Origin of the sequence: Metabacillus crassostreae (assembly GCF_016908395.1) — a bacterium.
GTDB classification, from domain to species: domain Bacteria; phylum Bacillota; class Bacilli; order Bacillales; family Bacillaceae; genus Metabacillus; species Metabacillus crassostreae.
This window is the reverse complement of record NZ_JAFBDU010000009.1, coordinates 62,077-85,499: the sequence shown is the minus strand read 5'-3', so window position 1 is coordinate 85,499 and position 23,423 is coordinate 62,077. Positions and strand designations below refer to the sequence as shown.

Genomic DNA, 23,423 nt, shown 5'->3' with positions numbered 1-23,423 from the left:
ATTTGTGTCGAAATCGTGTAAAATATTGTTGTAACGTTTTACCACTTAATAACATATGTATGAAGTGACATCTGAAGTTGCAGTCATCGAAAGGTTGTAGTAGGCATAGCCAGTGCGATCAAACGATAAGGAGTGGTTTTTTGAAACCTTCAACAAACCGTATGCTAACCAGAATCAAATCAGTCTACATGTTTATTAATGAACGAGGAACTGTGACAACACAACAACTCGTTGACGAATTTGGTATAACTCCTAGAACGATTCAACGTGATCTAAATGTATTAGCATACAACGATTTGGTTCACAGCCCAACAAGAGGTAAATGGTCAACTACAAATAAAAAAGTTAAAATGTCTTCGTAATATCTTATTATTAAAAATTATTTAAACTATACATAAAAGGAACCTTCTCGTAAAAGGTTCCTCTTTTTTGCTATGAAATTACTAGTTACTACTCGTTCGTAACATCAATAGGTTGAGCGTTTCTTAAGGATTCTAGTTCATCTTCTGTTAATTCGCGATATTCCCCTGTTTTCAATTCATCTTCATCCAAAGAAATAGGTCCCATAGAAATTCTTTTTAAATACGTAACCTTTTTCCCTACAGATTCAAACATTCTTTTTACTTGATGATATTTCCCTTCAGTAATCGTGACATGGATCGTTGATGAGTCTCCAGATGTCAGAATTTCAAGTATAGCAGGCTTTGTGACATACCCATCATCAAGCTCTACACCTCGTCTGAATGAGTCTATATCTTCATCGGTTACTTCCCCTAATATGTCAGCAAAGTAAGTTTTAGGCACATGTTTTTTTGGTGATAGTAGTTGATGTGACAGATGACCATCATTTGTTAATAACAATAAGCCTTCTGTATCTTTATCAAGACGCCCTACAGGAAATGGCTGACAAACAGCATCCTCCATTTGAAGCAAATCGATAACTGTTTCTTGTACTTCATCCTCTGTAGCCGAAAGATACCCCGCCGGTTTATTCATTAATAAATACACAAACTCCTTATATTCAACTCTGTCTTCATTAACAGTAACTGTCTGTGCATCTGGATCCACTTGAGTTTTGGGATCCTTTATTGCTACACCATCCACTTTTACAACACCTGTTTTTAACATTTTCTTCACTTCTTTACGAGTTCCAAATCCAGAATTCGCTAATAATTTATCAATTCTCATTTCCTTACCCCCTATAATATCCTTAGAAAAAGGCTATGTTAAAAGTTAATGTTGATTTTTTGCATATTGTTGATTGGAGGTGAATATATGAGACTCCTGCTTAGAGAAGCATGTCAAAGGGAGACCCCACAGGCGCGCAGCATACGAGGAGGCTCCCGGACCTAGGAAGAATTGTCCTTTGAAAAAGCCGGCAGTTGGGATTTTTCATTATTCTTCCCTAGGAAAAAAGATACTTTTTCCCCGGGAAAGCGAATGCCTGTAACGAAAATCAACAACAACGTTTAACAGAGCCTAGAAAAAAACTCGGCAGCATGCCGAGTTCGCACTATAAAGTTACCTATATTTTATCCGGAATTCAATTGTTTCAATCTATTCAACCGATTTTGCTTTAGGAAAGAAACGATTTAGCTTATTTCCTAATAGTTTTTCAAGTAGGTGTGAGCGATAAGCTAAGTATAAATAAATTGCTGCACCTAATATAACCGAACAACCACCCACAATAACAGATTGCATCCTACCATCAGTATAGTTAATAAATATACTTAAAACAGATTGAGACACAGACACTGCTAGACCCATAAATATTGATAACATAATAATTAACACTGATCGTTTGATTAATAATTTAAATGAAAATCCTGCATGGCGCTTAATCATCGCAAAACCATATAATAAGGATACAGAATAGCCTGCAGCTGTTGCTAAAATAGATCCAACTCCTTCAAACAATTGAATGAATGTGGAATTTAAAGCAAGCTTTACTATCAGTCCTATGACCAAACTAATAACAGCCAGCTTTTGTTTATTTATTCCTTGTAATATAGCAGCATTCACTGTAAAAAGAGAAAACAGTAAGGCAATCGGTGCATACCACATTAAAATATGTTTACCTATCTCTTCAGATGTACCTGCATAAAAGATATTGTACGCAGGACCCGCTAAAACAGATAATCCTACAACTGCTGGTAAAACTAAAAACATAATAATTTGTAATGTTTGATTTATTTGCTTATGTAGCAATGCTCGATTATTACTAGTAAATGATTCAGTTATAGTTGGAATTAGTGTTAAACCGAATGCTGTTGCTAGTGATACTGGAATCATAACTAATTTTGGAACGTACAGGAGCAAAACTGTATACATATCTAAAGTATAGGATTTTTCATTTCCAACACTTAACATGGCACGATTAAATGTATTCGTATCTATATAATTATAGATCGGGATTGCCAAGCCAACAAACACAAATGGACCAGCATACCGAAACACTTCTTTAAACATGATTCTAATTGGTATTGGCTCTGACTCCACATGCTCTGTCTGCATCGCTAAAAGTGAGTGCTTTCGGCGTATCCAATATACTAATAAAACTAGGAGCCCACCTATCGCACCTACAAATGCTGCAAATGTTGCATAACCAACCGCTAAGACAAGATCACCATTTAGAACATTGAGAATTAAATATGTTGATGTTAATAAGAACACAATTCTTACTAATTGTTCAACAACCTGTGAAACAGCTGTTGGTCCCATCGATTGATGTCCTTGAAAAAAGCCACGAATGAGACTCATTAATGGAACTACTATAAGGGCGATACTGACCATTCGAATAACAAAAATTGCATCCTCTACTGTCACACCATTAAGATTCTCATCTGCAAGTGCACTTATTGCTAGCATAGGTGCAAGTGCATATAAAAGAGCAAAGGCAATAAATCCAGTAGCTAACATCACCACGATTCCAGATTTAAACATCCTTCGACTTGTTTGGTAATCTCCCATTGAATTATATTTAGATACGAATTTTGAAATAGCTGCCGGAAATCCCGCAGTTGCAATACTCAAAAAGATCGTATATTGTGCGTAACCAGTTTGAAACAAACCACCACCCGTTGTTCCAACCATTGCAGCAAAAGGAATAAGATAAATCATTCCTAAGATTCTTGAAACATATGTACCTAACGTTAATATAAACGTTCCTCTTAAAAGTTTATTCGACATAATTCTGCTTCACCATTCTTCTCTATGAAGATTCAACTTTTCTATTTTACCATAATCCTACGCTTATACCATAAGTTTGTATTTAGCTTAACCAGATTTCATATATCATAAATATGTCTTATTTTACATTTTTTTTGGTTTTTCTTTTTCTTCAAGTATAATATGAGAAGCAAACTTAAGAAATGAAGGTGTGAATAACTCAATGAAGTATGATGTTGTTGTAATAGGCGGTGGACCATCAGGATTAATGGCAGCAATTGCCGCTGGAGAAAAAAAAGCAAAGGTTCTTCTTTTAGACAAAGGTAATAAACTTGGAAGAAAGCTTGCTATCTCTGGTGGAGGTCGCTGCAATGTGACAAACCGTTTACCAATAGATGAAATCATCAAACATATACCTGGTAACGGAAGGTTTTTATACAGTGCTTTCTCTGAATTTAGTAATGAGGATATTATTAAATTCTTTGAAAATCTAGGTATACAGCTAAAAGAAGAAGATCATGGACGAATGTTTCCAGTAAGTGATAAAGCTCAATCAGTAGTCGATGCCTTACTAAGTGAATTACAGCGATTAAATGTAACCATCCGTACAAATGAACCTGTTAAAGATGTGATTTATGATGAAGAAAAAGTCCAGACAGTACAGCTTATTAGTGGTGAAGCAATACGAACAAAGGCAGTTGTACTAGCAGTTGGAGGAAAAAGTGTACCACATACAGGAAGTACCGGAGATGGTTATGCTTGGGCTGAGAAGGCAGGACATTCAATTGCTGAGCTTTTCCCCACTGAAGTACCACTTACATCAAATGAACGTTTTATTCAGGATAAAACGCTGCAAGGTCTTTCTTTAAGGGATGTTGCCTTAAGTGTTTTGAATCCAAAAGGAAAAGCTATTATTACTCATAAAATGGATATGATTTTTACCCATTTTGGAATTTCAGGTCCAGCAGTTTTAAGATGTAGTCAGTATGTTGTAAAAGCAATGAAAAAATTTAAAACAAATGCTATTACAGTTAGTATTGATGCTGTTCCTTCAATAAACGAAGAACAACTGTTTCAATCGATTGTCAAGGATTTAAAGCAAGACGCAAAAAAGGCAATTAAAAATGTCCTAAAAGGCCTTTTACCAGAAAGGTATTTACTATATTTATTAGAAAAAAATGATATTGATACACTAGTAACATACGATAATCTTTCAAATGAAAAGCTCCGATCATTTGTGAAGGATTGTAAGCAATTTCAATTTAATGTTCATGGAACATTATCACTTGAAAAAGCATTCGTGACTGGTGGTGGTGTTTCTGTAAAAGAAATACATCCACGTGAAATGTCATCAAAATTCAAAGCTGGTCTTTATTTCTGTGGAGAAATCCTAGATATCCATGGCTATACAGGTGGATATAATATTACATCAGCTTTAGTAACTGGTCGTCTTGCCGGAATGAATGCTGCTATTTATTCACAAACTGATCAACCTTCATTATAACTTCTGGTCATATTAAGTTCATTAATCAAATATAGTATATTGATACATTTTTTCATATAAAGGATGTGAATAGATGTTAAAGGTTGCTTTATTTGATGAAGAACATGAGAAAGACTTAGAAGAAGGGTTAAATATTTTTTTAGCAGATTTGAGTGAAGGACAGGTTCAAGATATAAAATACAGTGTTGCTGTTACAACAGATGATGAAGGAGATCAGCTTTACTGTTTTTCTGCACTTATTATTTATCGTGAAAATTAATGCAAAGGGTTATTTTCTCATACTTTTTGTTTTAATACAATGGTGATATAAGAGTGTTCGTTCCATTTCGCTCCAGACACTTGCTTTCCGCGGGGAGGAAGCCAAGCCTCCTCGTCTCCGCCTGCGGGGTCTCGGCCTTTCCTCAACACCCGCAGGAGTCAAGTGCCTTGCGCTCCATTACACTGTCCTATTTTACTAGAGTCACAAGCAATACTCTTTAAGCAAACAAACAAATACAAGGGCTGTTTCGTAAACATTGTTACTTTTAGGAATTTGAAGGAAACAGCAATGTATTAGTCTAGTGGCATCTTTTCTTCTTAGAAATCGTACATTTTATGCGATAAAACACTGTTTCTAACAGATTATAAGATCATTTCGCAACAATCTTTCAGAGAAGAGCCATTACAAAAGTAGACTACCTTTCCAAAGTGGATAGGTAGTCTTTTTTCTAACCTATTCTATTTTTTTTAGTGTAGGTCAGGGAACTTGTAATACAGACTATGGTTTTAATCTCTTGCTCGAATATGTACAATTTGACAATCAAATCATATTTTAAACTATTTGACTTTTTGGTTTTGTTTCTCCGTTATAATCAAGCATACCGCCAGCCATGTTCACAACGTTATAGCCTTTATCTTGTAAATATGCACAAACATTTCCACTACGAGCACCAGAGCGACAAATAAAAATCGTTTCTTTTTCTTTATCAATTGCGTCTATTTGGTCTGGTATGTCATTCATTCGAATATGTCTTGCTTGAGGAATCATCCCTGCTTCAACCTCTTCATCTTCTCGAACATCTATTAATTCTAATTTCTCACCTTTTTCAAGCTTTTGTTGAATTTCTTCAGGAGAAATCTCTTTAATTTCGTACATTGTGTACACCCCTTCAATTTTAATATATGCATTATAACAAATGTATACGATGTAGTACCAGTAAGCAAGGCGTTCAAGTTTTAAGTTATCAAGAACAAAGCGATGTTTAAGTCTTATGCTTTTTGATCTTACAAAAACAGCTCGCAAGATAGTTTCACCTTACGAGCCGCTAATTGGATTCTTAATTTGCAACAATATTAACAAGTTTTCCAGGAACAGCAATCACCTTGCGAATTGTTTTGCCTTCTACCTGTTCTTTAACACGATCATCTTCAAGAGCAATTTGTTCAAGCTGATTCTTTGTTACATCTTTTGCAACTAGTAGCTTAGCACGAACTTTTCCGTTAACTTGTACAACAATTTCCACTTCATTTTCGACTAATTTTGCTTCGTCAAAAGCAGGCCATGCTTCATAAGTAATTGTTGTGCTATGACCAAGCTTGCTCCATAATTCCTCAGCTAAGTGAGGAGCAATTGGCGAAACTAATTTTACAAAGCCTTCAACATACTCCTTAGGAAGTGTTGTTGCTTTATAAGCGTCATTAATAAATACCATTAATTGAGAAATAGCTGTGTTAAAACGAAGTCCCTCTAAATCTTCTGTCACTTTTTTCACTGTTTGATGGTAAACTCGCTCAAGATCCTCATTTGCTTCTTCAACAACCTTTGGACTTATCTGACCGTTGTCTTCAATAAATAGGCGCCAAATTCGATCTAAGAAACGTCTAGCTCCATCAAGACCAGTTGTTGACCATGCAATTGAAGCTTCTAAAGGCCCCATGAACATTTCGTACAAGCGCAATGTATCTGCACCATGTGATTCAACAATTTCGTCTGGGTTGACAACATTACCTTTAGATTTACTCATTTTTTCATTATTTTCTCCAAGAATCATTCCTTGATTAAATAATTTTTGGAATGGCTCTTTTGTAGGAACAACACCGATATCATATAAGAACTTATGCCAGAAACGTGCGTAAAGTAAGTGAAGAACAGCATGTTCTGCTCCACCAATATAAATATCTACTGGTAACCATTGCTTTAATTTTGCATCATCTGCAAGTGCTTCACTGTTTTTTGGATCAATATATCTTAAGTAATACCAGCAGCTTCCTGCCCATTGTGGCATAGTATTTGTTTCACGACGTCCTTTTTTACCTGTTTCTGGATCAACCACATTTACGAAATCAGAAATGATCGCAAGTGGTGATTCCCCAGTTCCTGAAGGTCTGATTTCAGTAGTTTTCGGTAAAACAAGTGGCAGCTCTTCTTCTGGAACAGCAGACATTGTGCCATCTTCCCAATGGATAATAGGAATTGGCTCACCCCAATAACGTTGACGGCTAAATAACCAATCACGAAGACGGTAAGTGACTTTCTTTTCACCTTTACCATTTTCCTCAAGCCAAGATATCGCTTTTTCAATTGCTTCTTGTTTAGCAAGTCCATTTAAGAAATCAGAGTTTACATGCTCTCCATCACCTGTGTAAGCCTCTTTTGTTACATCGCCACCACTAACAACCTCTTTAATTGGCAGATCAAACTTCGCAGCGAATTCATAGTCGCGCTCATCATGTGCAGGAACAGCCATAATTGCACCTGTACCATAAGTAACAAGTACATAGTCCGCAATCCATATTGGCATTTTTTCACCATTAACAGGATTGATTGCATAAGCTCCAGTGAAAACACCTGATTTCTCTTTCGAAAGCTCAGTACGCTCAAGGTCACTTTTGTGCTTTACTTCATCAATATAAGCTGCTACAGCATCTTTTTGTTCTGGAGTCGTAATTTTATCAATAAAAGAATGTTCTGGTGCTAAAACGGCATAAGTTGCACCAAATAACGTATCTGGACGTGTCGTAAACACAGTAAAGTTCTCGTCATGCTTTTCAATTTCAAACGTCACATGAGCTCCCTCTGATCGTCCGATCCAATTGCGTTGCATATCTTTAATGCTTTCAGGCCAATCTACATCCTCAAGATCTTCAAGTAGGCGGTCTGCATAAGCAGTTATTCTCAACATCCATTGTTTCATTGGACGGCGTTCAACAGGATGTCCACCACGCTCACTTTTTCCGTCTATTACTTCTTCATTTGCTAAGACAGTTCCAAGTGCAGGACACCAGTTAACTGGCACTTCATCTACATAAGCTAGACCTTTTTTATAAAGTTGTAAAAAGATCCATTGTGTCCATTTATAATACTCAGGATCAGTTGTATTTACTTCACGATCCCAGTCATAAGAAAATCCAAGTGCTTGGATTTGTCTTCTGAAATTATTAATGTTTTGCTCTGTAAATTCTGCAGGATCATTACCAGTATCAAGTGCATATTGTTCAGCTGGCAAACCAAATGCATCCCACCCCATTGGATGTAGAACATTAAAGCCTTGCATACGCTTCATACGAGATAAAATATCTGTAGCTGTATAGCCTTCTGGATGTCCTACATGAAGACCTGCACCTGAAGGATATGGAAACATATCAAGTGCATAAAACTTTGGTTTTTCTGCATCCTCTGTTGTTTTAAACGTTTTGTTAGAAAGCCAGTAATCTTGCCATTTTTTCTCAATATCTTGGTGATTGAAGCTCATTCGTTTTCCTCCTTAATGCTATGTATGGTTAGAATTATTTATAAATTTTAGTTGAACGGGACAAAGTGGTTCTAATTTTAAAAGAATTTCCCATTTAAATTATTAATAGTACTAAAAAGAAAAAACCCCACATCCCAAACAAGGGACGAGAGGTTTAAATCCCGTGGTACCACCCAACATTGACATAATGATTATGTCCACTTTGACATCCGTAACGTGGATAGACGACAAACATTACTTCACCAATTTGGCGTTCACATTTGTAACTCAAAGGCGAGTTCATTAGCTAAATTGATTGACTTGCACCACCCGTCAATTCTCTGAAACAATTTTTGCTAATTACTATTCCTTCTCTCCGTTCATTTCGTATACATGTTAAGGTTATTTTATATAAATTTGTCGGGATATGCAAGTCAATTAGAAAGACGTAACTTAATTATGACTTGTTCAAAATAGAGAATAACACAAAGAGGCTGGGACATAACTAGTTAAACTAATGTTAACCGCTAATTATTAGGTGATTTTTCAATTAATCATTCGCCAGATAGTTCGGGTTTTTATTTGCAGTTTTCAATAGATTGTTTGATTTTGCATACTATGTTTAAGAACTAGTGGAATGGAGAGCAAGACACTTGACTCCTGCGGGTGTAGAGGAAAGGTCAATACCCCGCAGGCATAGCTGTGGAGACTTAGCTTCCGCCCGTGGAAATCGAGTGTCTGCAGCGCAATAGCACTAACCTGTTTTTCAACCTAACTGAATTTAGATTTATTCGTCTTTTTGGATGATTTCTTTAATTAGGTCCATCCTCAAAATTTATTGTACTGTATACCCACCATCCATAACAATCGCCTGACCTGTTACACCTTTTGCTTTATCACTTGCTAAAAAGATTGCATAATCAGCTATCTCCTTTGCAGCTAACAATCTTTTTTGTGGAATTAATGGGTATAATACTTCTTCAAGAACATCCTCTATAGGAACATTCCTTGTTTCTGCTAAATCTTGAAGCTGATTTTGTACAAGTGGGGTATCAACATAACCCGGACAAAGCGAGTTCACTGTGATTCCATGCTCTGCTCCTTCAAGCGCAGCTACTTTTGTTAAACCAATAACACCATGTTTCGCACTATTATAAGCTGCTTTTCCAGCAAATCCTATCAATCCATTAATGGATGCTATATTTAAAATCCTTCCAAATTTCTGCTTTTTCATAATTGGAAAAACATATTTAGTCGTAATAAATGGTGCGACAAGCATCACTTTTGTTAGTAGCTCAAACTTTTCTGTTGGAAAATCTTCAATATGTGCAACATGCTGTAAGCCTGCATTGTTTATAAGTGTATCAATTCTTCCATACTCATCTACCGTTGTGTTAATTACTTGTATGATATCTTGCTCCTTTGTCACATCACACTTTAATCCTAGTGCTTGATTACCTTCATTTTGAATATCCCTCGCACTTTCTTTTACTTGTGCTTCATTTAAATCGGTCAAAACTACTTTAGCACCTTCACTTGCAAATGCTTTTGCTAGTTCAAAGCCAATTCCTCCTGCCGCACCAGTAACTAATACTACTTGATTTTGAACCATCATTATTAACCTCCAAATCTATTGATTTCTTTATATTCCTAACCCAAGAGAAAATAAAATAATTGCTAATAAAACTCCTAAAAGAGGAACAATGACTGTTACAGCTCCTACTGGGTTATAGGCATCTTGATGTGATTCACCACAAATTGCCCGAACTGTTGTTACAACATATCCATTATGAGGTAGAGAATCTAACGCACCAGAAGATATCGCTACTACACGGTGTAATGCTTCAGTATTAACACCCATATCCATGTAATGTGGAGCAAGTAATGGTAAAGCAATTGCTTGACCTCCAGAAGCTGAGCCAGTCATACCTGCGATAACACTTACTGCAATTGCTCCACCTATAAGTGGACTTCCTGGTATACTTGTCATCGCATTTACTGCAACCTCAAATGCTGGTACTGCCTTTGCTACTCCCCCGAAACCAACAACAGCAGCAGTATTTCCTAAAGCTAATAACGCACCAAGTGTACCTTCAGAAACAGCGTTCCAAAATGATCTAAAATATTTACGATTAAGCAAATACGTAGCAATTACTCCTCCAAGTAAGGCGATAATTAAAGCAGATTGCTGAAGGGAGTCATGAAAAATAAAAGAAATAATAAGAACAACTAATAATGGAACTAATCCTGTTAAAGGATGTGGTAGTGCTTTATCTTCATTTACAGGATCATTATCTCGTGCGACAAAGCTTTCTCCTCGTGAAATAGCTTTTTTAATCATTTTACCTAGCCACCAATAACCAAATACCATCATAAACACAGCAACGATCAAACTTACTTCCCAGCCTGCATATGGAGATGTTCCTAAATATTCAATTGGAATCCAGTTTTGAATTTCAGGAGATCCAGCCGAGGTCATCGTAAAAGTCACAGAACCAAATGCCAATGCTGCTGGAATAAATCTTCTTGGCAAGTTCGCTTCTCTAAATAAACTAACTGCCATTGGATAAACAGAGAACGCTACAACAAACAAACTAACTCCACCATAAGTTAGAACTGCACAAGCAATAACGATTGCTAAAACAGCTCTTTTCATCCCTAGCTTACTTACAATCCACTTAGAAACACTATCAGCTGCACCGCTATCCTCCATAACCTTTCCAAAGATTGCTCCTAGTAAAAACATCAAGTACCAAGAAGCGATAAACCCTGAAAAGCCAGTCATATAGTTTCCTACAAAATTAGCTTCTCCTTCACCAACTAATTGAGGAAATAGTGGTAACCCACTAAACACAGCTACAAACAAAGCACACAACGGTCCTGCTACTAATAAATTCATTCCCCTCATCGTAAAAAAAATTAAGAGTGCTAAACCGCCTATTAATCCGATCATACTAAACATGATAAATCCCCCTTTGTTTCACTTTTTTATGAAGAAGACGAAACTTTAACATTCTCACAAACTATTAAGTTAGCCTCAGTTGATTTTAAAACATCCTCTATTGTATAGCCTTCAAAAACCTCTCTTAAGAACATTCCATCATTTCTTATATCAATGACCGCTCGATCAGTGATAATTCTGTCTACAACACCTTTTCCTGTTAGTGGAAGACTACATTTTCTAACGATTTTAGGTTGACCATTTTTTGAAACATGTTCCATAATGACTACAATCTTCTTCGCACCATGAACTAAATCCATGGCACCACCCATTCCTTTAATCATCTTCCCTGGAATCATCCAGTTTGCTAAATCACCGTTCTCTGAAACTTCCATTCCACCTAATATTGCTAGATCAATATGTCCTCCACGAATCATCGCAAAAGACTCTGCACTATTAAAAAAACTTGAACCAGGGATTGCTGTGACCGTTTCTTTACCTGCGTTAATTAGGTCTGCATCAACCTCTTCTTCTTTTGGATATGGACCTATACCAAGCAAACCATTTTCCGATTGTAAAACAACAAATTTTCCAGTTTGAATATAATTTGCTACCAACGTAGGCATACCAATACCTAAATTCACATAGTAACCGCTTTCAATTTCCTGTTCAGCTCGACGTGCAATGATCTCACGAATAGTACCTTTACTCATAATAGTTCCTCCCTTCGAACTGTTAGCCTTTCAATTCGTTTTACTTGCTTCCCCACAACTAGGTGCTGCACATATATACTTGGTGTATGAACATGATCTGGAGCAATTCCCCCTATTTCCATCACTTCCTCAATTTCAGCAATTGTTATTTTTCCAGCCGCTGCGATCATCGGATTAAAGTTTTGAGCTGTTTTGTTATATTGAAGATTTCCTAGACGATCTCCTCGCCATGCTCGAACAAAACTAACATCAGCTGTTAGAGCTGTTTCCAATAAGTATTCTTTTCCATTGAATGTCCGCACTTCTCTTCCTTCAGCTAGTTGCGTTCCAACACCTGCTGGAGTGTAAAATGCAGGAATACCTGCTCCACCTGCTCGAATTCTTTCTGCTAACGTGCCTTGAGGAATTAACTCTACCTCAATTTCATTTGCTAATACTTGTCTTTCAAACTCTTTATTTTCACCAACATAGGATGCGATCATCTTTTTTATTTGCTTATTTTTCAAAAGTAAGCCAAGTCCCCAATCGTCAACACCACAATTATTGGATATAACGGTCAAATCCTTTACTCCTGTTTCAACTAAAGCCAAAATTAAGTTTTCGGGAATTCCACAAAGTCCAAATCCACCTACCATAATTGTTGATCCATTTTGAACATCTTGAACTGCTTCGTGAAATGATTGAAAAATGTGTTTCATATTCTTCCTCCTTTCTTATACATGTATATAGTTGCAAGATATATGCCAACATCTATTATGCTGTTAATCTTTAAGAAAACAGACACATATAAAACGATTTTTTCCGAATTCCTGGAATTGGTTAAAATATGATAACTTGTCCATGATCAATAATGACTTATACAGCAACATAAAAAAGAACAGTCCAGTTTTCTGGACTGTTTTCCGATTTTCTGGAATCGATTAAGTTATATGATGCTTTTGAATTTTTTCATATATGCTAGATTTACTGATTCCAAGAGCTTTTGCAGCTTTTCTTTTATCTCCTTCGAATTTCTTTAATGTTGATAGCAAAATATTCTTTTCCGCCTCAATTAACATTTGTTTTAATGAAGTTTCTTTCGAATGAAAAATAGTTTTTTCCTTTATGTAATCTGGAATAGCTTCAAGTGTGATAACATCAGATTTTGCCAGGTGTATCGCAGCTTCAATTATGTTTTCTAGCTCACGAATATTTCCTTGCCAGTGGTAATGATGAAAGGTATTCATCACATCTTCATGAATAAGTGAAATTCGCTTTCCAGTTCTTAATGAAACTTTTTTTATAAAATGACGAACAAGAGTTTCAAGATCTTCTAGCCGTTCCCGAAGTGGAGGGATAAACAGAGGAATCACACTAATTCTGTAATATAAATCACTACGAAAACTATTGCTTTCCATAAGTACTTCTAAAGGGCGATTAGTTGCTGTAATGACTCTAACATCTAATGGAATGGTTTTAGATGAGCCTACAGGTTCAACCTCCTTTTCTTGCAGAACACGAAGTAATTTCACCTGCATATGTGCACTCATATCACCAATTTCATCTAGAAAAATAGTACCACCATTTGCTAATTGAAATTTACCTTTTTTTCCACCTTTCTTAGCTCCTGTGAAAGCACCATCTTCATATCCAAATAGCTCTGATTCAAGAAGCTGCTCTGGAATTGCTCCACAATTGACCTTAATAAAAGGCTTTTCACTGCGATGACTTAATAAATGAATGCTGTGTGCAAATAATTCCTTTCCTGTTCCACTTTCACCTCTAATTAACACTGAGCTGTCTGTCGCTGCAATGGATTTTACTCTTTCTTTTAATTCGTTCATTATGGTCGAGTTAGAATGGATATCATTAAGGGTATATTTGGCTCCAGTAGATTCTTGTTGATCAATAAATGATTGAATAGAAGAAAGATGATGACGTACATGGGAGTTCATCTCATGCCATTCCTTCGTATCACGAAACATCACAGTGCCAAAAGCTCCAACAACCTTATTTTCTGCAAAAATCGGAATTCGATTTGCAATCATATAATTTCCACGAATATATTGAAGATCCGCTATTTCCTCTTCTCCACTTTCAACCACAATATGCATTCTTGTATTTTCAATTACTTTGGTTACATACTGGCCAATCACTTCATCTTTATTCACTTCACAAAAACGGCAATAATTTTCATTCATATAAATAACTTTACCTTCAGCATCAACAATAACAATCCAGACGTAAGCGTTTTCAATAACTGTCTCAAAAATTTCCTTCGCATATGGAAAACGTTGATTTAACATGATACCTCCCCCTAGTAAACTGTTTTTCTATTATCGTATCATAAAGAAACTTATCAAAATAGCAGGAAATGATCGAAGAAGCACGGTTGTTTACGTCAACATGAGGAAAATAAGAGTAAACTTCTCATAAATTGCTGTAAATTATATTGGAGAACAACATTTAACTTTTCATCTTATCTAAATTGAGTTTTTTTAATGCATTTTTTCTATATAGTTGGCTGCAAAATAAAGTCCTTTTAAGTAATCGTTCAACTTTTGACGTTAATCATTCAACTTTTACTAATAATCGTTCAACTTTCAACCTTAATCATTCAACTTTCATGTATAATCCATCATTCGACAAATTTCGCTAAGCCATATCCACCGCCTCCCCCAAATATGCTGCACAAAACAAAAAGGGGTCAGACCCCAATTTCGCTTGGTGTTTGATCCCCTTTTACCGCTACATTCAGTTTTTTGTCATAAAGGATGGTTGTGAAGATTCCAATTGTTAAAAGACCGATGATAATGTAGAAAAGTAGATTCATATTGTAATAATCTACAACAAAGCCGCCAAGAAGGGGTCCGATCATTCTTCCACCAGTTGCAGTACTGTTCACAAAGCCTTGATAAAAGCCTTGTCTTCCTTTAGGAGCTAAATCATTTGCAATTGTAGGGACAGCAGGCCAAATAAGCATTTCACCAATTGTTAATATCACCATTGCAACTAAGAATCCTGTAAATTGTTCAGCATATGATGCGACAATAAAAGATCCAATAAAAATGACAAATCCGATCACCATCTGTTTTTTTATGGTTTTTGCAAAACGCTTAACAAATAATGAAATAAGTGGCTGACCACATACAATTAGTACACCATTAATTGTCCATAACAAGCTATATTGATGTAAAGGAATATTTAAACTTTGTGTATGAGAAGAAATTGTTGAAGGCCATTGCACATATCCAACCCAGCATAATAGGTACCCTATACATAAAATAACAAGAGCCGTGAATTTTGTGCGATTTTTGACAACACCTTTTTGCTCTAATATTGAAGTTTGGCTACCTTGTGCTCCATCAATATTTCGATACCCGAAGAATGCAATTAAGAAAAAGACAGCATACAGTGCTGCATTCGCTATAAATATATAATTAAAAGATACAGAAGCAACAATTCCACCTAAAGAGGCTCCAGCTGCTACTCCGACATTTTGAGCAACATATATGGCATTAAATGATTTTCGACCACCTTCTGGCCAAACTGTACCTGCAAGTGCATATGTTGCAGGAAATACAATCCCAGATCCAAAGCCTATGAGTATAAGTAGATACATGTAAACAGGCCATTGGTGAAAAAACATAAGAGTTATAACAGACACAAGCGTAATGATAATACCTAATAGTATTGATTTATAACCACCGATTTTATCAAACAAAATACCGCCAACTAAGTTACCAATAACACTAGCCGCTGCATTAAGCATTAACACAAAGCCAGCTACTGTTAACGATTTCCCGAGATGTTCATGGATATAAATTGTATTAAGTGGCCATAAAAAAGAGGCTCCGGTCACATTAATCATCATCCCAATTATAAGCAACCAAAGGGAACGTGGCATATTTCTCCTCCTCTAGAAAAGATATTGTATAAAAATAACGATTTTTAATTAATACCGTACATTTTTATTATCCTTCTGAGAATATTAGCCCCTTTTCTTTTGTTTTGCAATGAAGATACTTAATGTTGTAATAATGTGAATTTACCGACTTTTCAACGCTGTATTTACTTACTATTCTACTAATTTATACAAAAGCAGATCATCAACAAATTCACCATCAATTAGAAACTCTTTTACTAATCTTCCTTGTTCAGTAAAACCGCATTTTTTATAAAAATCTATTGCTCCTTCATTTGACGAAAGAACACGAAGTGCTAATTTGTGAATGTTTTTATCCTTTGCCATTTTCATTAATTCATCAAGCAGCTTTCTACCGATTCCTTTTCCTTGATAATGTTGATCAACAGCAATATCTATTTCCAGCACATGCTGATTTGTTTTCAATGGTGTTGGATGATGGAATCCTAAATAGCCAACAACTCTATCTTCTAAAATAGCTACAAGCTGACTTCCCTCAGGATTTTTCTCACTAAATTCATTAAGAGAATTCCATTTTATAATTGTAGGTGTTGCTTTCATATTCCAAACTTTATGGTCTAAATCTATTAATTGCTCAAAGTCGCTTTTTTTAGAAAATCTAATTTTGATTGTCATGTTAATTCCTCTTTTTAATTTAATTATCTAAAAAATAGAGATCATTAGCAACGATAATAATAATTAAAATCCTTTACTAATGAAAAATGACGACCAGACCAAATTACTTTTCGATTTGGTTTGATCGTCATTTTCATATTAAGTATGTTTTTCTATCAATTAACATTTCCTAAACAATGACCAACATACCTTTACATTTCTCTTCTTAAAGCAGATAAAACATTAATATTTGTTGCTTTAGCTGCAGGTCTAAAACCAGAAATCATAGCTACACCGATACTTATAGCAGATGCAATTACCACTAGACTAAATGGAATATATGAGAAAACAAAATCGATAGAACTATTTTCTGAGCCTAATGCAGCACTTAAAATAATTGGTAATAACATGTTAGCTGCGAAGCTTATTGCATAAGAAATGGCTACTCCGATTAATGCTCCCATTATCCCGATATAAGCACTTTCCATTAAGAAGATCCTTCTAATTGTGCTTGGCTGAGCACCTAAGGCTTTCATAATTCCTATTTCCTGTGTTCGTTCTGTTACTGCCATTGTCATTGTGTTAAAAATTCCAATGGATGCAATGATAATAGCAATTGTTCCAACAAACACTAGACCTGCCTTAAAAACAGTAAAAAATAAATTTACACTATCTAATTCTTCTGTTATTGAATACACGTTGTAGCCTTTATCTTTTAAATCATTCGTGACTTGTTCCACTTTTTCTAAGCTTGTCGCATAAACTAATACTTGACTATATGGAATTTCTTCTACCTTTGTTTCTTCTTCACTTACAAAAGTAAATCCTAAAATTTCTTCACGAAGAGAATCATTTATATAGATACTCTGGTCTGTCTCCCAATCTCTTGAAGGTTCTTTGCCTATTCCCGATATTTTAAAGGTAAACGATTTTTCTTCGCTTTTTTCTTCATTCTTTTCTTCGGTATATTTCGTCACTTTTACAGTTAACTCTTTACCAATCAAATCAACTTCAAAACCAACAGGCTCTTCAATCATCTCTCCTTCAGGGGCAGCTTCTTGCTTCTTATCATATTCTTCTCTTTCCTTTTCAGTAAGCAATGCTTGTGCAAAATGATAACCAACAATAACTTCATTTTCTTCTTTAGGAATTGCTCCCTTTGATAGTGATAAATTAGCCTTTAATTCTTCTTCCATGTTTGTAATATAGATTGGATATGTACTTCCAGTACGATCATCAACAGCAACCTCTGCTTCCATTTCAATTGTGTTCCGACGAACAACAGCTGTAACATTTTCTACATCAGCTAGTTCTCCTAAGTCTTCGCTGCTTAAAAATGCTGACTCGTCTGGTTTTGTTTCTGCTTTACCATAGACAGTTACTTCCGTTATCAATTGCTGTGATTTAATTTCTTCCGTTATACTTTTTTGAATGCCAAATCCAACAGATGCCAATACAATTAAAAAAGCACACGCCATTGTTGTAGCTAATATGGTCATAAATACCCTTAGTCGATTTTTTTTCATATTTCTAAACATGAATTTAATTTGATCGTTAAACTTCAACAACAGCACCCCCTTTAACTAAGACACCATCTTGTAAGTGAAACTTGTGGTTACTAATACTTGCTACCTCATCATCATGTGTAATGATGAAAAACGTAATTCCTTGCTCTTTATTTAATTGTTTTATCAAATCTAAAATTTCCTTTTCTGTTTCTGAATCTAGACTGCCTGTTGGTTCATCTGCAAAAATGATACTCGGCTTAGTAATAAGAGCTCTAGCAATACTTACACGTTGCTGCTGCCCTCCTGATAATTCATTTGGATAGTGCTCAGTATGTTCATGTAAGCCTACTTCTTCTAGTAAAGACATAACCATTTTTTTACGTTCAGCAGAATCAATCCCTTTTAAAGTTAATGGTAATTCAACATTCTCAAACGTTGTTAAACTTGAGATAAGCTGAAAACTTTGAAAGATAAAGCCAAGATTGTCCAAGCGGAATTTTGCCCATTTCTTTTCATTAAATTTTGTAACATTTGTATCATGGATCAAAATATCACCTGATGTAGGCGATATATAGCCTGAAAGTAAATTTAGCAAAGTTGATTTACCTGAGCCACTTCTTCCTACTATTGAAGCAATTTCTCCTTTATTAATTTTCAGGGAGATATTCTTCAAAACAGGGATTTCTTTTTCACTGCCTTTTTTACCAACCTTAAACGAATGGCTTAACTGATGAACCTCGATCATATTTTCTCCTCCAATTTGCTTTAGCTATTTTTTCTTTTTAAAAATGAGATAATAACTAACAATAAAACCGATAAATGCTCCAATTCCTCCGCCGATCAAATAACCTAGCATTCGTTCATCTGTTAAATAACCAAACGCACTAAAACCTATAACCCCTATAAAAATGACAATAATTTGCACAGGTCTGTTCATTGATTTCCATGTAAAAAAAGCTCCGGTCCGTTCTATCGGATGTTTAATGAAAGCAAAATAACCAGCGATAAGAAATAAACATGCTAAAAGAAATGGCATGTATAGCTCTGAATAACGAGCAGAATCAAATAATAGATAAGATACTGGTGATATGCTATACACATTCTGTAACTTATCATCAAGAGCTATTTCGAGATTAAAAAGTATATCTATCTGAATAATAGTTAACAAAACTAATAATAGTGGAAGAATGCTTACTGTAATTGTAACTAAACCTTGAGCAAAAGCTGTACCAGTAAATGCTCCCGCCGAAATCGTGATCGAATAAAATAGTAACAAAGCTCCTAAACCATCTAAGTAGTATTCTATAAAATAAATAGTGTGTATTTCATTTAACCGCAGGATAAGCCCGGTTAAAGAAAAAGAAAATAACCAACCTATTAAAATAACGCTTAAACCTAAGAAACATTTCGTCAAATAAATTTGAGCTCTTGAATATGGTAGTGAACAAGTAAACTCCAATATGCCATTGCTTCGTTCACTGCCAATTTGAACAAGAGCTAATGCTATGATTAAGACGATGAAAATAAACGTTACTTCCGTATATAGAAAATCAACAAATTCATAGTTATGATAATTCATATATTGAGACCAAATATTTAAAGGTGTAAAAAAGGATAGAATTAAAAAAGTAATCAGTAATTGAATCCAATTTCTCCTCATTTCCACTTTCATCAATTCCACCGCTACCATCTTCTCTTTCCTCCAAACTTTGCAATAAATACTTCCTCTAACGAAACGGAAAGTTCATTCCAAATTCTTGGTGCAAGAAGGTTTAAAAATTCATGACTATCTTCATCATCACGTTTTAGTATTACTGTGTAGAATACACCAGTTGATTCTAAAATTGGGATCCCTCTTTTTCTAATCTTTAATTCAACATCATTGTCATATGCAAGTTGTACCTTTACATAATCTTCCTTCAAGTCTTCAACTTCTATCACTTCAGATAACTTATTGTCTTCTAAAAAAGCAATCCGGTTACAAATCCGCTCAATATCTTCTAATCGATGAGATGTTATTAAAATTGTTGTTCCTTTATTAGCCACTTCATCAATCATTAATTGAAGTAAGTCATATCTTGTAACGGCATCAATTCCATCAGTTGGTTCATCTAGCATAATAACAGCTGGTCTGATGGAGAATGATAAAATCAAAGATAATTGCTTTTTTAAGCCTGTTGATAATTCTCTGTATCTTTTATTTTCTGGTAAATCATAACGATTCACTAATTCATTAGCATAGGTCACATCAAAATCTGGATAGATGGTCCGTAACAACCTCACTAATTGTTTATATGTATAACGATCAAATGCTGGATTCTGCACGGGCAGATAAACCACATTACGTTTCATTAGTGGATGATCTAAAATCGATATATCTTCAAATAAAATTTGACCCTGGTCTACATTCAAGATTTGTTGGATACAACGTAGTAAAGTTGTTTTTCCAGAGCCATTACGTCCTAGCAAACCAAAAATTTCACCAGACTTTAGCTTTAAATTGATATCTTTTATGACTTCAATATTGTCAATTTTTTTCGTGAGATTCTTTATTTCGAGCATGGGATTCTCCCCCTACTTCTTTCTTTATTTCATCAATCCATTCATGAATATGGTTAAAATCAATACCCGCATAAAATGCATCGATAATCAAAGGCTTTAATTGTTCCTTTATCACTTCCATCTTCCTTTCATCTAATGATACTCTTGCATTTTCGGAAACATATGTCCCTCGTCCTCGTAATGTTTCAATAATGCCTTGTCTTTCTAATTCCTTGTAAGCCTTACTAACAGTATTTGGATTAGCAATAATCATTGTTGATAATTCCCGGACTGATGGTAGCTTGTCACCAGATTTTAATAACCCTTTAAAACAAAGCTCTTTCATTTGTTGAATGATTTGTTCATAAATGGGAGTAGAACTTCTCGGATCTATTTGGATCATCGTTTCTCCCTTCTTTCTCTCAAGTTAAAATTGAACTAAGTGTATTATATAATGTAGTACACTTAGTACGATAATATGTTGGTAACTATTTGTCAATAATTATTTTATGTAGAAGAGTTAACACGAAAAAAGGACCATAGAAGGTCCTTTTTCATTTATTCCATTTCAACTCTTTGCTTTGATTTTATTGGTTGACCTTTTTTGGCATTTTTAGCTTTTGTTTCTTTTATAGGATCATAATCTTGTCCAACCTCTAAGTCGTTATTATTGATTCCATTTTTCGTTTTTTGCTCAGGGTTATTTTGCTTGGAACGTTTTTTCATCGTTCAGTATCCCCCTTTAAGATCATTTCATTTTGAACTTGCTGTAATTGTAATCTCATACGATAAAGCTGATCTTGTTGTTGATCATTCGCACTTAAAGATAGGTGGTTAATATCATTTACCGCATCTTCTAATTGTTGAAGAGCTTTTGTATATTCTGTCTCATTATAATGTTCTTGCTTCATACCTGTTTTATATTGATCACGAGCGTAATCAAGGGCGTCTGTACATCTTTGTAAATATTCGTCAACGGATTGTCTTGTTGCCATCTGTATCTCCTCCAAACGATATGAAGTTAATGAAAGCTTCATCATAGTTTATTATGAACAGTACTCTTAAAAACTTGTGTTTTAAATAATGGTAACAATCCAAATGGCTATTTTTTTAAAAGGCATCATGATAAGATATTTAGATGAAATATCCATGATCGATACTAAAAAGGAGGGATTTGCTTTGAATCAAGCTTCTCCGTTTGCTTTTGCAACTGATAATAAACGATACCATACATGGAATTATCATTTACGACAGCATTTTGGACATAAAGTATTTAAAGTGGCTCTAGACGGTGGATTTGATTGTCCTAATCGAGATGGCACAGTTGCACATGGTGGCTGTACTTTTTGTAGTGCAGCTGGATCTGGTGATTTTGCAGGTAATCGAGCAGATGATTTAGTGACTCAATTTAACGAAATTAAACATAAAATGCATCATAAATGGAAAGATGGTAAATACATGGCTTACTTTCAAGCCTATACAAATACACACGCTCCAGTAGATGTTTTAAGAGAAAAGTTTGAATCGGTATTAAATCAAGAAGGTGTTGTAGGTATATCAATAGCAACACGACCAGATTGTTTACCAGATGATGTGATTGAATATTTAGCTGAGTTAAACGAAAGAACTTATTTATGGGTTGAGCTAGGCTTACAAACTGTCCATGAACGAACAGCGCTTTTAATCAACCGAGCACATGATTATCAATGCTATATAGAAGGTGTGAATAAGCTAAGAAAACATGGAATTCGAATTTGCTCTCATATTATTAACGGATTGCCATTAGAAAATAACCAAATGATGATGGAAACTGCTAAAGCTGTTTCACAACTTGATGTGCAAGGAATAAAGATCCATTTATTGCATTTATTAAAAGGAACTCCAATGGTTAAACAATATGAAAAAGGCAAGCTAGAGTTTTTATCACAAGATGAATATGTAAATCTTGTATGTGATCAATTAGAAATTATTCCTCCTGAAATGATTGTTCATCGTATAACAGGTGATGGTCCCATTGATTTAATGATTGGACCAATGTGGAGTGTTAATAAATGGGATGTATTAAATTCAATTGATGCTGAATTAAAAAGACGTAACAGCTTCCAAGGAAAGTATTATTTAGAAGCTGAGGGAAACATAATATGAAGCTTCAGAGAATATTACCGTTTGCCAAACAGCTTTTACAAAATTCCGTAAATGCAGGGGATATTGTTGTAGATGCAACAGTTGGAAATGGTCATGACACCGCTTTTTTAGCGAAATTAGTAGGCGAAAGTGGACATGTTTATGGATTTGACATACAACAGCAGGCAATTATAAACACGAATGATCGACTAAAAGCTGAGAAGTTGGAAGAACGTGTGACTCTTGTACAACAAGGACATGAAACAGTTACATCAGTCATACCACAACAGCTTGTAGGCAAAGTTGGTGGAGCAATCTTCAATCTAGGATATTTACCAGGTGGAGATCCCTCAATCGTTACATTACCAGATACAACAAAAGCTGCTATTGAGCAATTATTAAGGCTTATGAAGCGAGAGGGTATCATTGTTATCGTGATCTATCATGGTCATACTGAAGGGAAACTTGAACGAGATGAACTGATGAATTACGTCACTTCAATTGATCCACAAGTAGCCCATGTCATTCAATATCAATTTCTAAACAAACAAAATAATCCTCCTTATATCGTTGCAATAGAAAAATGTTAATACTATAGCAAAAACACCTCACAAAATTAGATCCACTCTAACTTTGTGAGGTGTAAACAACACTTCTTAAACTCCCACAATAAACAGCCACAAATTATTAAAGAA

General features: G+C 35.1%; 23 protein-coding genes and 1 other annotated feature. Of the genes, 5 read left to right on the top strand and 18 right to left on the bottom strand.

The annotated features are described in order from the left end of the window. Window positions 1–140 precede the first annotated feature (140 nt). Window positions 141–362: a DeoR family transcriptional regulator gene (locus tag JOC75_RS20325; protein WP_146949375.1), complete on the top strand. Its 222-nt coding sequence runs from the start codon at window positions 141–143 to the stop codon at window positions 360–362. A gap of 88 nt (window positions 363–450) precedes the next feature. Here the strand turns inward: JOC75_RS20325 and JOC75_RS20320 are convergent, their stop codons facing one another. Beyond that, a complete protein-coding gene (locus JOC75_RS20320; protein WP_204955799.1) occupies window positions 451–1,188 on the bottom strand; it encodes a pseudouridine synthase in 738 nt (245 codons plus the stop codon). Window positions 1,189–1,557: 369 nt separating this feature from the next. Beyond that, window positions 1,558–3,189: a putative polysaccharide biosynthesis protein gene (locus JOC75_RS20315; protein WP_204955798.1), complete on the bottom strand. Its 1,632-nt coding sequence runs from the start codon at window positions 3,187–3,189 to the stop codon at window positions 1,558–1,560. A 202-nt stretch (window positions 3,190–3,391) separates the two neighbouring features. Between JOC75_RS20315 and JOC75_RS20310 the strand changes: the two genes are divergently transcribed. Further along, a complete protein-coding gene (locus JOC75_RS20310; RefSeq protein ID WP_204955797.1) occupies window positions 3,392–4,672 on the top strand; it encodes a BaiN/RdsA family NAD(P)/FAD-dependent oxidoreductase in 1,281 nt (426 codons plus the stop codon). A 73-nt stretch (window positions 4,673–4,745) separates the two neighbouring features. Then, on the top strand, window positions 4,746–4,931 hold the full coding sequence (locus JOC75_RS20305; protein ID WP_204955796.1) for a sporulation protein Cse60: 186 nt from the start codon (window positions 4,746–4,748) through the stop codon (window positions 4,929–4,931). Between the two features lie 552 nt (window positions 4,932–5,483). Here JOC75_RS20305 and JOC75_RS20300 read toward each other — a convergent pair. From JOC75_RS20300 to JOC75_RS20225, 16 genes are all read right to left on the bottom strand, one after another. Beyond that, window positions 5,484–5,807, bottom strand: a complete 324-nt coding sequence (locus JOC75_RS20300; protein ID WP_204955795.1) for a rhodanese-like domain-containing protein — start codon at window positions 5,805–5,807, stop codon at window positions 5,484–5,486. 181 nt (window positions 5,808–5,988) lie between these two features. Beyond that, window positions 5,989–8,403, bottom strand: coding sequence for a leucine--tRNA ligase (leuS, locus tag JOC75_RS20295; RefSeq protein WP_204955794.1), 2,415 nt, complete (start codon window positions 8,401–8,403; stop codon window positions 5,989–5,991). 138 nt (window positions 8,404–8,541) lie between these two features. Continuing rightward, window positions 8,542–8,768, bottom strand: a binding site (T-box leader). A gap of 449 nt (window positions 8,769–9,217) precedes the next feature. Then, window positions 9,218–9,994 carry a 3-hydroxybutyrate dehydrogenase gene (locus tag JOC75_RS20290; protein WP_204955843.1) on the bottom strand — a complete coding sequence of 259 codons (777 nt, stop codon included), beginning with the start codon at window positions 9,992–9,994 and terminating at the stop codon, window positions 9,218–9,220. A gap of 30 nt (window positions 9,995–10,024) precedes the next feature. Continuing rightward, complete coding sequence (locus JOC75_RS20285) at window positions 10,025–11,344, bottom strand: GntP family permease (protein ID WP_204955793.1); 1,320 nt, start codon at window positions 11,342–11,344, stop codon at window positions 10,025–10,027. Window positions 11,345–11,370: 26 nt separating this feature from the next. After that, entirely contained in the window at window positions 11,371–12,036 is a 666-nt protein-coding gene (locus JOC75_RS20280; RefSeq protein WP_204955792.1) for a 3-oxoacid CoA-transferase subunit B, read from the bottom strand. Then, window positions 12,033–12,734: a CoA transferase subunit A gene (locus tag JOC75_RS20275; RefSeq protein ID WP_204955791.1), complete on the bottom strand. Its 702-nt coding sequence runs from the start codon at window positions 12,732–12,734 to the stop codon at window positions 12,033–12,035. Before JOC75_RS20275 ends, JOC75_RS20280 begins: the two co-directional genes overlap by 4 nt. 222 nt (window positions 12,735–12,956) lie before the next feature. Then, entirely contained in the window at window positions 12,957–14,321 is a 1,365-nt protein-coding gene (locus tag JOC75_RS20270; protein WP_204955790.1) for a sigma-54 interaction domain-containing protein, read from the bottom strand. 401 nt (window positions 14,322–14,722) lie between these two features. Beyond that, window positions 14,723–15,922, bottom strand: coding sequence for an MDR family MFS transporter (locus JOC75_RS20265; protein WP_204955789.1), 1,200 nt, complete (start codon window positions 15,920–15,922; stop codon window positions 14,723–14,725). Between the two features lie 171 nt (window positions 15,923–16,093). Then, window positions 16,094–16,576, bottom strand: a complete 483-nt coding sequence (locus tag JOC75_RS20260; RefSeq protein ID WP_204955788.1) for a GNAT family N-acetyltransferase — start codon at window positions 16,574–16,576, stop codon at window positions 16,094–16,096. Window positions 16,577–16,767: 191 nt separating this feature from the next. Further along, the gene (locus tag JOC75_RS20255) at window positions 16,768–18,120 is read right to left on the bottom strand and encodes an ABC transporter permease (RefSeq protein WP_204955787.1); all 1,353 of its coding nucleotides are present in this window, start codon (window positions 18,118–18,120) and stop codon (window positions 16,768–16,770) included. Beyond that, window positions 18,110–18,808 (bottom strand): ABC transporter ATP-binding protein, encoded by a 699-nt coding sequence (locus tag JOC75_RS20250; protein WP_204955786.1) that lies wholly within the window; start codon window positions 18,806–18,808, stop codon window positions 18,110–18,112. Before JOC75_RS20250 ends, JOC75_RS20255 begins: the two co-directional genes overlap by 11 nt. 24 nt (window positions 18,809–18,832) lie before the next feature. Continuing rightward, the gene (locus JOC75_RS20245; RefSeq protein ID WP_204955785.1) at window positions 18,833–19,753 is read right to left on the bottom strand and encodes an ABC transporter permease; all 921 of its coding nucleotides are present in this window, start codon (window positions 19,751–19,753) and stop codon (window positions 18,833–18,835) included. Continuing rightward, the gene (locus tag JOC75_RS20240; protein WP_204955784.1) at window positions 19,747–20,625 is read right to left on the bottom strand and encodes an ABC transporter ATP-binding protein; all 879 of its coding nucleotides are present in this window, start codon (window positions 20,623–20,625) and stop codon (window positions 19,747–19,749) included. The genes JOC75_RS20245 and JOC75_RS20240 overlap by 7 nt, the downstream gene beginning before the upstream one ends. Next, a complete protein-coding gene (locus tag JOC75_RS20235; protein ID WP_146949391.1) occupies window positions 20,591–21,007 on the bottom strand; it encodes a GntR family transcriptional regulator in 417 nt (138 codons plus the stop codon). Before JOC75_RS20235 ends, JOC75_RS20240 begins: the two co-directional genes overlap by 35 nt. A 155-nt stretch (window positions 21,008–21,162) precedes the next feature. Continuing rightward, window positions 21,163–21,330: a glycogen biosynthesis protein GlgD gene (locus tag JOC75_RS20230; protein WP_204955783.1), complete on the bottom strand. Its 168-nt coding sequence runs from the start codon at window positions 21,328–21,330 to the stop codon at window positions 21,163–21,165. After that, window positions 21,327–21,599, bottom strand: a complete 273-nt coding sequence (locus JOC75_RS20225) for a YtzC family protein (RefSeq protein ID WP_146949393.1) — start codon at window positions 21,597–21,599, stop codon at window positions 21,327–21,329. The genes JOC75_RS20230 and JOC75_RS20225 overlap by 4 nt, the downstream gene beginning before the upstream one ends. A gap of 184 nt (window positions 21,600–21,783) precedes the next feature. On the opposite strand from JOC75_RS20225, the gene mnmL reads away from it, so the two are divergent. Together mnmL and mnmM are read left to right on the top strand one after the other, a co-directional pair. Further along, window positions 21,784–22,749, top strand: a complete 966-nt coding sequence (mnmL, locus tag JOC75_RS20220; RefSeq protein WP_204955782.1) for a tRNA modification radical SAM protein MnmL/YtqA — start codon at window positions 21,784–21,786, stop codon at window positions 22,747–22,749. Beyond that, window positions 22,746–23,318, top strand: coding sequence for a tRNA 5-(aminomethyl)-2-thiouridylate-methyltransferase MnmM (gene mnmM / locus JOC75_RS20215; protein WP_204955781.1), 573 nt, complete (start codon window positions 22,746–22,748; stop codon window positions 23,316–23,318). The genes mnmL and mnmM overlap by 4 nt, the downstream gene beginning before the upstream one ends. Window positions 23,319–23,423 lie beyond the last annotated feature (105 nt).